We start from the raw sequence: 12,126 nt of genomic DNA, 5'->3' as shown, positions 1-12,126 counted from the left end.
CTCGAAGAGATCTACCGCCTTCATGAAGGCGGTAGATCTCTATACGCTCCGAAAGACAGAGCTGATCATATGAATTTCCCATCGCAACACCGTTCTAGCAGTGTTGCACTTCTTTCGTGAGTCCTTGGTATCCAGGGCCACAGGCACCAAATTCACCTGCCGCCCTGGACCCCGGATCACGTCCGGGGTGACGAAATTCTCACAAATACGCACCCTCACCCTGAGGAGCGGAGCGTCTCGAAGGGTGATCTGCCTGCAAGCACAGTGCTTACAGCCCCTCCTTCGAGACGGCGCTACGCGCCTCCTCAGGATGAGAATGGGGCGGTGGAATTGTGTGTGCCAGCCCCTCTGCGCCCTTTGCGTTTTCTCTCCGCCCTTTGCGGTAAACCTTAAAAAATGCGGCAGGGCTCACACCCTCGGCTCTTCCGCGCAGGCGGGGGGATCGCGTCCGGGGTGACGTTTCGATAAAGCAGGCCTTCAGACGATCAGGATTGCCCTGAAGTCGTTGACATTGGTCAGCGTCGGGCCGGGTTTGATCTGATCGCCAAGAGCCTCAAAGAAGTTATGGGCGTCGTTGTTTTCAAGGGCCGCGCGGGCATTCAACCCGGCGGCATCGGCGCGGGTCAAAGTATCTGGATCGATCATCGCGCCTGCTACCTCTGCGGCCCCATCCACGCCGTCGGTGTCACAGGCCAGGCCATAGACGCCTTCCATGCCCTTCAAGGCCAGTGCCAGTGCCAGGGTGAATTCCGCATTCGGGCCACCAATGCCATCACCCTTGATCGTCACCGTGGTTTCGCCCCCCGACAGCAATACCGCCGGGGCAGCAACCGGCAGGCTATGGTCGCGGATCGATCGCGCGATGCCGGCCATCACCGTCGCAACGTCCCGGCTTTCGCCTTCCAGGGCATCCCCCAGGATCAGGGGCATTATTCCCGCCTGTCGCGCGATGTCCGCCGCGGCCTGTAAAGAGGCAAGGGGTCGCGCGGCCATGACTGTGGTGGTGTTTTGGAAGATGGGGTCTTCTGAATCCGGTGTTTCCGCCTCCGGCTGGTTCAGGCGAATACGCACTGCGTCGGGCACATCAATTTTGCGCCGCTCCAGAATTTCCAGGGCCTGCGCCAGGGTTGTGTTATCCGGCACGGTTGGGCCAGACGCGATGACAGCGGGGTCGTCGCCCGGAACATCGGAGATCAGGATCGTATGGACCCTGGCCGGATAGGCGGCTGCCGCCAGCCGGCCGCCCTTGATGGCCGACAGGTGTTTGCGCACGCAATTCATCTCCCCGATCGCGGCGCCAGACCGTAATAGGGCTTTGTTCACGGCCTGCTTGTCCGCCAGGGTCAAGCCATCACCGGGCAGGCTCAGCAAAGCAGAGCCGCCGCCGGAAATCGCACAGATCAGAAGGTCTTCAGGTCCCAGTTCCTGGGCCAGGTCTAGGATGCGTTGCGCAGCAGCTTCGCCCGCAGCGTCTGGAACAGGATGAGAGGCTTCGATAATTTCAACATGGTCGCAGGGCACCGCGTGGCCATAGCGGGTGACCACCAGGCCTTCCAGCGGATGGGGCCAGGCCTTTTCAATGGCTTGTGCCATCAGGGCCGATGCTTTTCCCGCCCCGATCAGGACCGTACGGCGCCCCGGTGTCTGGGGCAGCATGGGCGGCACACAGCGCAACGGGTCGGCGGCTGCCAGGGCGGCATCGAACAGAGAGGATAAAAAGGCGCGTGGATCATTGAGTGACATCATATCTTCTCAATATCGTGCTTTTTATCATCCGTCGAGCGCTTGCGGGATTGTCCCGGCCCTGCCAGCATAGGGCATGAGAAACGCCCTGACCCTGTCGCCTGAAATTCGTGCGGCCCTGGCCGATGGTATGCCCGTCGTCGCGCTGGAATCGACCGTAATCGCCCATGGCCTGCCCCATCCGGACAACCTGGAAACAAGCCAGGCGATGGAACAGGCCGTGCGGGATGCTGGCGCAGTCCCTGCCACGATAGCCGTTGTGGATGGTCGCATTCGGGTTGGCCTGTCGGAAGAAGACCGTGCGCATCTGGCCGACCCCGATGCTGATATTGCCAAATTGAGTCGCCGGGACATCGCGGCCTGTGTTGTTGTCGGCGGAACGGGGGCGACGACGGTCTCTGCCACAATGATTTGTGCACAGGCAGCAGGGATTGAGGTTTTCGCCACGGGCGGCATTGGCGGGGTGCATCGGGGCGCGGTGGAGACGATGGATATCTCAGCCGACTTATTGGAATTATCGCGCACGCCGGTACTGACCATAGCCTCCGGCGCAAAAAGCATTCTGGATCTGCCCAAGACGCTGGAATATCTGGAGACACAGGGCGTGCCGGTTCTGGGGTATCAGACAGATACCTTACCGGCGTTCCACAGCCGTGATAGTGACCTGCCGCTGGATCATCGCGTTGATACGCCAGAACAGGCCGCGCGCATTGCCCGGCTGCACTGGTCGCTTGGTCTGGGCGGTCTGCTGGTTTGCAATCCGGTGCCCGAAGATGCCGCCCTGGCATTGGGGGAGGTAGAGACCTGGATCGACGCTGCCCTGGCAGAGGCCGGTCAGGCCGGAATTGCAGGCAAAACCGTGACCCCCTTTCTGTTATCGCGGATCGCGAAATCATCCGGCGGGCGCAGCCTGACCGCCAATCGGGCGCTGTTGATCGACAATGCCAGGGTCGGCGCCGAAATAGCCATCGCCTTGTCTCAGCGGGAATGAAGCATGACGGATCGGTTTGAACTGCACTCGCAATTGGCGAAAGACACCCATCCGGTTGGTCAGACCGACTTATGCGAGGTCCTGTTGTCCAGGGATGCACGGTATCCCTGGCTGATCCTGGTGCCGCGTCAGGCCGGCTTGCGCGAGATGCATGATATGTCCAATGCAGACCAGATGCGGCTGATGACGGATATCACCCATATCAGCAAGGCCATGCAAAAGGTATGGCAGGCCGACAAGGTGAATGTCGCGGCCTTGGGCAATATGGTGCCACAGTTGCACATCCACATCATCATGCGCTATCGCGATGATGCGGCATGGCCCGGTCCGATCTGGGGTGTTGGCGCGGCACAGCACTATTCAGACGCCGCCCTGACGGACGCGCTGACCCGGGCAGCAAGCTGCCTCCCCTAAACTTCCGCGATACCCCAATCGGTGCTCAGGTGGCTTAGAGCATCATGCGCTCGCATGAGCTCACACATGATGTTCTACCCCATTTCAGCAAATACGTCGTCGCAAACGATTCCGTTTGCTCGGGATTTGCTCTAATGCGCCTGTTCACCCATTGTGAATTCACCGTTTCTGATTCGATAGGGCAGGGTTTCGATAATGTCTGCGACATCGTCCTCCCCATGATCCTCTACCAGGTCCGTCAGTGCCAGATACAGACAGACCTCAGACAGCAATTCGCTCGGAATCCCCTCGACGCAGGCTTGGTCCCATACGTCCAGAAACAGGGTCATCACTTTGCGTTTTTGCTCTTCGGCAAAATCCACCCGGGTCCCCCCGGTTAATTCCATCGTATTTATCATCGTCCCTCCACTCGAACCGGTTCGCCAGAAGGCCCGAGCTGTTAACCAAGTCGTACAGCGATTCTTTTGCGCTTGTCACCATTCCATTTTTTGTTTTTTGCAAAGGAGCTTAACAGGTGTTGCTAACGCGTCATTACAAGCCGTTAAACTACTAGATGATGTGGTTGAAGAAATACTTTAACGCTAATACGGCGCTCGCGAATTGGCGCTGAAAGGCTATACTCAGTCCTGTTATGACCGAAATCGACCCAGTCTTGCCAAAAAAATTCAGTGATTGGTTCCAGCAAAAGGGCTGGCGACCCCACCCCCATCAGTTGGATATGGTGGCGGCGGATGGACGGGGCGCGCATACTTTACTGGTTGCTCCGACGGGGGGTGGGAAGACCCTGGCTGGATTTCTGCCCAGCCTGATCGATCTGGCCAGCAACCCGACAGAGGGCCTGCACACGCTCTATATCTCCCCACTGAAAGCCCTGGCGGTGGATATCCAGCGCAACCTGATGACGCCGGTTGAGGAGATGGGGCTGGATATCCGAATTGAGACCCGAACCGGCGACACGCCCGCCAACCGGCGCCAGCGCCAGAAGGAAAATCCGCCCCAGATATTACTGACCACGCCGGAATCTTTGGGCCTGCTGATCTCTCAACCGGAAAGCTTCACCCTGTTCAAATCACTGCACCGCGTCATCCTGGACGAGGTTCATGCGATTGCGGGAACCAAGCGGGGGGATCAGTTGGCGCTGTGTCTGGCGCGCCTGTCTAAAATTGCCCCGGACCTGCGGCGCGTTGGTCTGTCGGCAACGGTCGCCTGGCCCGATGATCTGCGCCGCTACATCTCCCCCTGCGCGGATGCGGATGAGGTGGTGACAGTGACCGGCATGGGGGCGAAACGGGCGGATGTGCGCCTGTTGGAAACCGCCGTGCGGCTGCCCTGGTCGGGTCATTATGGCCTACATGCCATCCCGGAGATTTATCAGGAGATTAAGAAAACCGGCACGGCAATCATCTTTGTTAATACCCGTGCCCAGGCCGAACTGGTCTTTCAGGAATTGTGGCGTGCCAACGAGGATGCCCTGCCCATCGCCTTGCATCATGGCTCTCTGGCGCGCGATCAGCGGCGCAAGGTAGAGGCCGCGATGGCCGATGGCAGCCTGCGCGCGGTGGTCGCGACGTCTTCCCTGGATCTGGGAATCGACTGGGCGTCGGTCGATCTGGTGGTTCAGGTCGGGCCGCCAAAAGGGGTATCGCGCATGATTCAGCGCATCGGGCGTGCCGGACATCGGCTGGACGTGCCCAGTCGCGCCCTGTTGGTGCCGTGTAATCGGTTTGAGGTGCTGGAATGCCGCTGTGTCATTGAGGGCGTGGCGGAAGGCACATTGGATGGTGACCCGCCCCGGGACGGCGGCCTGGACGTTCTGTGTCAGCATATTATGAGTCTGGCCTGTGCCGCCCCATTTCGCGCCGATGATGTTTTCGCGGAAATCAGGCAGGCGGCGCCTTATCAAACTCTGACCCGCGATGCTTTCGATGCGGCCTTGCGGTTTGTCGAAGATGGCGGCTATGCCTTGAAAAGCTATGATCGCTGGAAGCGGTTGTTCTTAACGGCAGCCGGTACCTATGAAGTCGCCAATCCAAGACTTGCCCATCGCCATCGCATGAATATCGGCACAATTGTGGAGGCGGTCACCCTGAAGGTGCGCCTGCGGGGTGGCGGGGTTCTGGGGGAGATCGAGGAATATTTCGCAACCGGGCTTGAGCCTGGCGATACCTTTGTTTTTGCCGGGCGCATGTTGCGGTTTGAAGGGATCAAACAGACCGCGGTGGAGGTCAGTGTCGCGCGCGGCAAAGACCCTAAAGTTCCGGCCTATATGGGGGGGCGGCTGCCCTTCACGACGCTGCTGTCGGACCGGGTGCGCGCCACGCTGGCCGATCCCACATCCTGGGTCGAATTGCCTGATCAGGTGCGCGAATGGCTGAACCTGCAGCAATGGCGGTCCCTGCTGCCGGGGCGTGATGGATTGCTGGTGGAAACCTTCCCCCGTGCGGGCAAGGAATATCTGGTCGCCTATAGCTTTGCGGGGCGCAATGCACATCAGACTTTGGGCATGCTGTTGACCAAACGCATGGAGCGGCTGGGCCTGGCACCCTTGGGCTTTGTCGCCAGCGATTATGTCATCGCCGTCTGGGGACTGCATGCGGCGAAGGATATGCAGGCGCTGTTTGATGAGGACATGCTGGGTGATGATCTGGAAGCCTGGATGGAGGAAAGTTCCCTGATGAAGCGGACCTTCCGCAACGTCGCGGTGATCGCCGGCCTGATCGAACGCCGCCAGCCGGGGCAGGAAAAGACGGGACGTCAGGTCACCTTCAATTCCGACCTGATCTATGATGTTCTGCGGCGGCATGAGCCGGATCATGTGCTGTTGCAGGCCACCCGCGCCGATGCCAAGGGCGGGATGATTGATGTGGGGCGGTTGGCGGAATTTCTGGCGCGTGTCAAAAGTGGCGGGATACGCCATCGTCGTCTGGATCGGGTTTCCCCTTTGGCGGTGCCGATCCTGTTAGAGATCGGTAAGGAAGCCGTTTATGGCGATGCGGAGGATCAACTGTTTGATGAATTGGCCGAAGAATTGATAGAAGAGGCCATGCGGATGGACCCGCAAGGCGGACTTCCGCTATAAATGGTCATGATGAATTCGGCGATACGAAAAGATCACAGCGCCTTTGTGCTGAACGGGGCACAATTACAGGCCTTAGCGGATGGCAGCCTGTATTGGCCGGATCGCAACACCCTTGTCGTTGCTGATCTGCACCTGGAAAAAGGGTCCGCCTTTGCCAGCCGGGGTCAGATGCTGCCCCCCTATGACAGCCGCACCACATTGGCGGTGCTGGCGACATCGCTGGCCCGTTTGCGACCGGACCGGGTTATTTGCCTGGGGGACAGTTTTCATGACGCGCAGGCGTCAGATCGATTGTCGCCCCAGGATCGCGCCGTTTTGGGCAAGCTGGTTTCCAACGTGGATTGGATCTGGATCGCAGGCAATCACGACCCCGCCCCGCCTGCAGATCTGGGCGGCCGCGTTCGGGCCGATTGGCTGGAGGGCCCTTTGGTTTTCCGGCATGAAGCGGAACATGGTTCAAGACCCGGTGAGGTTTCCGGCCATTTTCACCCAAAAGCCAGTGTCCAGACCCGCGCAAGGCGGCTGTCGGCGCGCTGTTTCATAGAAGATGGGGCGCGCCTGATCCTGCCGGCTTATGGCAGCTATACTGGGGGTTTGAGTGTGTGGGATCCCGCAATCAGCGGCTTGTTTAAAAAAGGGTTTTCAGTGCATCTGGCAACCGGTCGAGCCGTCATTCGCGTGCCAAAGGCACGGTTGTTGCGCGCAACATGATCCCCCAAAACGCACTGGACCAGCGAAAGTATCGCCAGTCCAGTGGTGCCCCTGACGAATGTGGGGGGAAGGACCCGCCAGGAACACGGCAAGCGATGCTCACCACGTATAAGGAATTACGAATACGGAACGGGGCTGGATCAATCGTGTTTGTGAAACTTTTCTTGTATTCCCCTAATCCGAAACGGGTTTCCAAGGCGTATCACCTTTAAGAAATGATTTGCTCCGCCTGTTGGTGGAGGCACAGGGTCGGAAGGGTTTATGTCAAAAGTCAGTCTTCACTGGTTTCGCAAGGATTTACGCCTGTCGGACAATCCCGCGTTGCGCGCGGCTCTCGCGCATGGGGATGAAACCGCTTGCGTGTTCATCCTGGACCCCGACTGCGAGGGCGCATTGCCCGTGGGCGCGGCTGGCGCGTGGTGGCTGCATCACAGCCTGACCGCCTTGGCACAGGATATCGCAGCGCTTGGCGGCCAATTGATCCTAAGGCGTGGCCCGGCCCGACGCTGTCTGGAGGATGTGTGCCAGGAAACCGGGGCGACCGCTGTCTATTGGAACCGGTGTTACGAACCAGAAGCCATTACCCGGGATTCTGAGATCAAGCAGCATTTGAAAGAACAGGGGCTTCTGGTTGAAAGCTTCAATGGGTCCCTGTTGCATGAGCCCTGGGAGGTTAAAACCAAACTGGGCGGGGCTTATGGGGTGTTTTCCCCGTTCTGGAAGGCCGAATTGGACCTTGGCGATTTGCCAAACCCTATGGCGAAACCAAACATAATTACGCCCCCGTCACAGCAGATTCCCAGTGATACTTTGGCGGAATGGGCTTTGCTGCCCACCAAGCCCGACTGGACAGGTGGGTTGCGTCAAAGCTGGACACCAGGAGAGGCCGGGGCGCGGCAAAGATTGGGCGATTTTCTGGATTCGATTGCCCAACGATATGACGACACGCGCAATCGACCGGATATCGCCGGGACATCCCGGTTAAGCCCCCATTTGGCCTTTGGAGAGATCAGCCCGCGCGAGATATGGCATGTCGCGCTGGACAGGAGTCGCACTGAAAGTGGGGCGGTGCTGGATAAGGGCATATGGTCCTTCCTGAGAGAGCTTGGCTGGCGGGATTTCAATCATAACCTGCTGTTTCACAATCCGACCTTGCCACAAGAGAACTATAATTCCCGCTTTGATGCCTTCCCGTGGCAGGAAGACCCGACCGCTTTGAAAGCCTGGAGAACGGGTGGAACCGGATACCCGCTGGTCGATGCCGGGATGCGGGAATTGTGGCAGACAGGATTTATGCACAATCGCGTGCGCATGGTCGTCGCATCCTTTCTGATCAAACATTTGATGATTGATTGGCGCGTGGGCGAAGCCTGGTTCCGGGACACGCTGGTCGATGCGGATCTGGCCAATAATGTCGCCAACTGGCAATGGACAGCAGGCTGTGGGGCGGATGCGGCGCCGTATTTCCGAATCTTCAATCCGATTGGCCAGGGGGAGAAATTCGATCCAGACGGCCATTACATCCGCCACTGGGTGCCGGAACTTAAGAACATGCCGACCAAATATCTGAACAAACCCTGGGAAGCCCCCCAAGAGGTCCTGCGGGAGGCTGGGGTTGACCTTGGAAAAACCTACCCGAAACCTGTCGTGCGCCATGTTGAGGCCCGCAATCGGGCACTAGAGGCGTATAATGACATCAAGGGGGCGGCATAATTTATGAAAATCGCTGTTATCGGAAGCGGCATTGCAGGTCTGGGCAGCGCCTGGCTGTTGAACGGCGCATATGATGTCACGGTCTATGAAAAGGGCGGCACGGTTGGCGGGCATTCCAACACAGTCAACGCTCCAACGGGTCTGGATGGGGAAACGACCCCCGTCGATACGGGGTTTATTGTCTATAATGAACGTACCTATCCCAATCTGATTGGATTGTTCGACACGTTGGGTGTGACCCGGATCAAGACGGATATGTCCTTTGGCGTATCGGTGGATCAGGGGCGGCTGGAATATGGCGGCAGCGATCTGAAAAGCCTGTTCGCGCAAAAGCGAAACCTGATTTCCCCACGGTTCATCCGAATGGTCCGTGACATTCTGCGGTTTTATAAGGTGGCCCCTGGCTTATTGTCATCCGGGGCGGCAGACGGGATGACATTGGCGGATCTGTTGGCGCGGGATGGATATTCCAGGGCTTTCGTCGACGATCACCTGTTGCCCATGGCCGCGGCAATCTGGTCCTGCCCGGTCAGCAAAATGGGGCAGTTTCCGGCGGCCAGTTTCATCCGGTTCTTTGATAATCACGGGCTGTTGCAGGTTGAAAACCGGCCGCAATGGTGGACGGTTCTGGGCGGCAGCCGGAATTATGTTAATCGCATTCGGGCGGATCTGGGTCGGGATGTTCTGGTCAAACAGGGCGTAAAGGCCGTGACGCGGGGCGATGATCAGGTCACCCTGCATCTGGAAGATGGCGGTCAGGCGGACTATGACCGCGTGGTCTTTGCCTGTCATGGCGACCAGGCCCATCACCTGTTGGCGGATAAAACCGATAAGGAATCTGATATCCTGTCGCGGTTCACCTATCAGACGAATCGGGCTGTGCTGCATAAAGATGTCGCACAGATGCCCCGCCGTCGGAAGGTCTGGTCCAGTTGGAATTATCTGACACAACGGGGAACCGACCTGGACACCCGCCAGGTGTCGGTCACCTATTGGATGAACCAGCTGCAAAGCCTGGATCCCGATTTTCCGCTGTTTGTCACATTAAATCCAATTCACGACATTGATCCTGGAATGATTCACCAGGAATTCGACTATGATCATCCGGTATTCGATCACGGGGCCCTGGAGGCGCAGGCCCGCCTGCCAGAGATTCAGGGGCATGGTGGTGTGTGGTTCTGTGGCAGCTATTGCGGCTATGGCTTTCACGAGGATGGTTTGGGCTCTGCCGTTGCCGTCGCCCGTGCCTTTGGGGTTGCCGCCCCCTGGGGTCATCACCCGGTGCATGCCATGCAGGCCGTCGGGCCAATCTCTGATGCTGCTGTTGGCGTTCCAAAGGGCCGGGCTGAGAAAGAGGTGGCAGCATGACCGATCCGGCGCTCCAGTCTGATGGAACCCTGTATCGGGGCCAGGTCATGCATAAACGCATGAAGCCCTTTATTCATGAACTGACCTATTCTGTCTTTTCAATTCTGGTCGATGTGGACGCCCTGCCACAGATGGATCAGCGCATGCGGTTGTTTGGTCATAATCGCTGGGCGCCGATCAGCCTGTGGGATCGGGATTACGGGATGCGGGACGGCAGCGCCATTCGGGGCTGGGTCGAAGCTGCCTTGCAAGAACAGGGTCTGGCGCTGAAGGATGGGGCAATCCATCTGCTGACATTTCCCAGATTATGGGGCTATGCCTTCAATCCGTTGAGCCTTTACTACTGTTATGATTCTGATCACCAGCTTCGGGCTGTCTTGTATGAGGTCTCAAATACATTCGGGGAATCTCACGGCTATCTTATTCCTGTATCGGCGGAACAGGCGGCAGGTGCGGCCATCCATCAGGAAACAGCTAAGGTTTTTCATGTCTCCCCCTTTATTGAGATGTCATGCCGATACCACTTCAGCCTGACAGCGCCTGGTGCACGCCTGTCAGTGCTGATCAATCAGTCCGATTCGACAGGCGACCCAATCCTGATGGCGAAGCATACTGCCCGGGGGGTGCCGCTGACGGATAAGGCGTTGCTGGGGGCAATTTTGCGCTATCCTTTGATGACCGCGAAAGTGATCGGCGGCATCCATTGGGAGGCGCTGAGGCTTTGGTTGAAGGGGGCGAAATATTACCCGAAACCACCCGCGCCAACAAAACATGTAACGCGATGACGATACCAAAACGGGCAATATGGATGGGGAAGAATTGATAATGAGCGATGGCGTTACCAAAACTGACTATTCGACTGGGGATCAGATGATTGGGCGTAAGAATCAGGATGAACCGAGGCTGTCACTGTTAAGCCGGTTACATTTCGCCATGGCAAACCGCATCCATTATGGCACGTTTGAAGTCACCGTGCCGGAAGGTGTGACGCGTAAATGTGGCGGCAAGGAGCCGGGTCCCAATGGCCCGATAACGCTGAACAACAGCCGCATGGTCCCTCGCATGATCCTGGGTGGCAATGTAGGATTAGGGGAAAGCTATCTGGATGGGGACTGGGACAGTTCCAATCTGGCGGATTTCCTGACGGTCGGTGCGATGAATTATGAGGCACTGGACGAAACCCTGAATGGCAGCATGGTCTATCGTGTCGCCAACCGCCTGATCCATCACGGGTTCAACAGCAATTCCAAGCGCGGCAGCCGCAAGAATATCGCCCATCATTACGATTTGGGAAATGCATTCTATGAGCGCTGGCTGGACCCCAGCATGACGTACTCTTCTGCACAATTTGACGATGTGGCGGGGGATCTGGAATCCGCCCAGGCCCGTAAATATGACCTGCTGGCGGATCGCCTTAATCTGACGCCCGACAGCACCGTGCTGGAAATCGGCTGTGGCTGGGGGGGCTTTGCAGAGCGCGTCGCAAAGGAGCGGGGCGCGAAAGTGACCGGCATCACGATTTCCCGCGAACAGCACGATTATGCCCAGGCCCGCATGCAGCGGGAGGGACTGAATGACAAGGTCGATATCCGCCTGATCGATTACCGGGATCTGGAGGGTCAGTTTGACCACATCGCCTCGATAGAGATGTTCGAGGCGGTGGGAGAGAAATACTGGCCGGTGTTCTTTGATGGAGTGCGCGATCGCCTGAAAGAGGGTGGGCGCGCGGCCCTGCAGATCATCACGATTGGGGATCGGCATTTTGACAATTATCGCCGCCGTCCGGATTTTATCCAGCGGTACATTTTTCCAGGCGGCATGTTGCCATCGCCCAGTGCTTTGAAAATGGGCGCGGAAGCGGTGGGACTTAGCCAGATTTCTTCGGAAGGTTTTGGTCTTTCCTATGCCAGAACCCTGTCTGAATGGAATGATCGCTTTCAGAAAGCCTGGGGTGAAATTGCCGAAATCGGTTTCGACAATCGCTTCAAGCGGATGTGGGAATATTATCTGGCCTATTGCGAGGCGGGATTCCGATCCGGCACGGTTGATGTGAAACGCGTCACCCTGGCAAAGGTTTAACGCCATTAAACCCGCCCCTAACGCACCG

Annotated in this window: 10 protein-coding genes; 8 read left to right on the top strand and 2 right to left on the bottom strand. The window is 58.0% G+C overall.

Annotated elements, in window-relative coordinates:
- Positions 1-477: 477 nt before the first annotated feature.
- On the bottom strand, positions 478-1,746 hold the full coding sequence (locus tag ACOSDM_RS14490; RefSeq protein ID WP_420725250.1) for a glycerate kinase type-2 family protein: 1,269 nt from the start codon (positions 1,744-1,746) through the stop codon (positions 478-480).
- A gap of 73 nt (positions 1,747-1,819) precedes the next feature.
- Here ACOSDM_RS14490 and ACOSDM_RS14485 point away from each other — a divergent pair, with 73 nt between their 5' ends.
- Together ACOSDM_RS14485 and ACOSDM_RS14480 are read left to right on the top strand one after the other, a co-directional pair.
- Complete coding sequence (locus ACOSDM_RS14485) at positions 1,820-2,734, top strand: pseudouridine-5'-phosphate glycosidase (RefSeq protein WP_420725249.1); 915 nt, start codon at positions 1,820-1,822, stop codon at positions 2,732-2,734.
- 3 nt (positions 2,735-2,737) lie between these two features.
- On the top strand, positions 2,738-3,148 hold the full coding sequence (locus ACOSDM_RS14480) for an HIT family protein (protein ID WP_420725248.1): 411 nt from the start codon (positions 2,738-2,740) through the stop codon (positions 3,146-3,148).
- 131 nt (positions 3,149-3,279) lie between these two features.
- Here the strand turns inward: ACOSDM_RS14480 and ACOSDM_RS14475 are convergent, their stop codons facing one another.
- Positions 3,280-3,546 carry a hypothetical protein gene (locus tag ACOSDM_RS14475; protein ID WP_420725247.1) on the bottom strand — a complete coding sequence of 89 codons (267 nt, stop codon included), beginning with the start codon at positions 3,544-3,546 and terminating at the stop codon, positions 3,280-3,282.
- 233 nt (positions 3,547-3,779) lie between these two features.
- Here ACOSDM_RS14475 and ACOSDM_RS14470 point away from each other — a divergent pair, with 233 nt between their 5' ends.
- The 6 genes from ACOSDM_RS14470 (at position 3,780) to ACOSDM_RS14445 (ending at position 12,098) form a co-directional block, all read left to right on the top strand.
- A complete protein-coding gene (locus ACOSDM_RS14470; protein ID WP_420725246.1) occupies positions 3,780-6,227 on the top strand; it encodes a ligase-associated DNA damage response DEXH box helicase in 2,448 nt (815 codons plus the stop codon).
- Positions 6,228-6,938 carry a ligase-associated DNA damage response endonuclease PdeM gene (pdeM, locus tag ACOSDM_RS14465; RefSeq protein ID WP_420725245.1) on the top strand — a complete coding sequence of 237 codons (711 nt, stop codon included), beginning with the start codon at positions 6,228-6,230 and terminating at the stop codon, positions 6,936-6,938.
- 261 nt (positions 6,939-7,199) lie between these two features.
- Positions 7,200-8,651, top strand: coding sequence for a cryptochrome/photolyase family protein (locus ACOSDM_RS14460; protein WP_420725244.1), 1,452 nt, complete (start codon positions 7,200-7,202; stop codon positions 8,649-8,651).
- A gap of 3 nt (positions 8,652-8,654) precedes the next feature.
- Positions 8,655-10,019: an NAD(P)/FAD-dependent oxidoreductase gene (locus tag ACOSDM_RS14455; protein ID WP_420725243.1), complete on the top strand. Its 1,365-nt coding sequence runs from the start codon at positions 8,655-8,657 to the stop codon at positions 10,017-10,019.
- A complete protein-coding gene (locus tag ACOSDM_RS14450) occupies positions 10,016-10,804 on the top strand; it encodes a DUF1365 domain-containing protein (protein WP_420725242.1) in 789 nt (262 codons plus the stop codon). The genes ACOSDM_RS14455 and ACOSDM_RS14450 overlap by 4 nt, the downstream gene beginning before the upstream one ends.
- Positions 10,805-10,844: 40 nt before the next feature.
- Positions 10,845-12,098, top strand: coding sequence for a class I SAM-dependent methyltransferase (locus ACOSDM_RS14445; protein ID WP_420725241.1), 1,254 nt, complete (start codon positions 10,845-10,847; stop codon positions 12,096-12,098).
- The last annotated feature ends 28 nt before the right edge of the window (positions 12,099-12,126 follow it).

The organism is Hwanghaeella sp. LZ110 (assembly GCF_048892525.1).
Lineage (GTDB): Bacteria > Pseudomonadota > Alphaproteobacteria > UBA8366 > Aestuariispiraceae > Pacificispira.
Note: the sequence above shows the minus strand (reverse complement) of the source record. Positions and strands in the feature narration are given on the sequence as shown.

Bases quoted from the DNA above. Each gene is read 5' to 3' on its own strand.
- ACOSDM_RS14490 (WP_420725250.1), bottom strand. From the start codon at position 1,746: ATGATGTCACTCAATGATCCACGCGCCTTTTTATCCTCTCTGTTCGAT.
- ACOSDM_RS14485 (WP_420725249.1), top strand. From the start codon at position 1,820: ATGAGAAACGCCCTGACCCTGTCGCCTGAAATTCGTGCGGCCCTGGCC.
- ACOSDM_RS14480 (WP_420725248.1), top strand. From the start codon at position 2,738: ATGACGGATCGGTTTGAACTGCACTCGCAATTGGCGAAAGACACCCAT.
- ACOSDM_RS14475 (WP_420725247.1), bottom strand. From the start codon at position 3,546: ATGATAAATACGATGGAATTAACCGGGGGGACCCGGGTGGATTTTGCC.
- ACOSDM_RS14470 (WP_420725246.1), top strand. From the start codon at position 3,780: ATGACCGAAATCGACCCAGTCTTGCCAAAAAAATTCAGTGATTGGTTC.
- pdeM (WP_420725245.1), top strand. From the start codon at position 6,228: ATGGTCATGATGAATTCGGCGATACGAAAAGATCACAGCGCCTTTGTG.
- ACOSDM_RS14460 (WP_420725244.1), top strand. From the start codon at position 7,200: ATGTCAAAAGTCAGTCTTCACTGGTTTCGCAAGGATTTACGCCTGTCG.
- ACOSDM_RS14455 (WP_420725243.1), top strand. From the start codon at position 8,655: ATGAAAATCGCTGTTATCGGAAGCGGCATTGCAGGTCTGGGCAGCGCC.
- ACOSDM_RS14450 (WP_420725242.1), top strand. From the start codon at position 10,016: ATGACCGATCCGGCGCTCCAGTCTGATGGAACCCTGTATCGGGGCCAG.
- ACOSDM_RS14445 (WP_420725241.1), top strand. From the start codon at position 10,845: ATGAGCGATGGCGTTACCAAAACTGACTATTCGACTGGGGATCAGATG.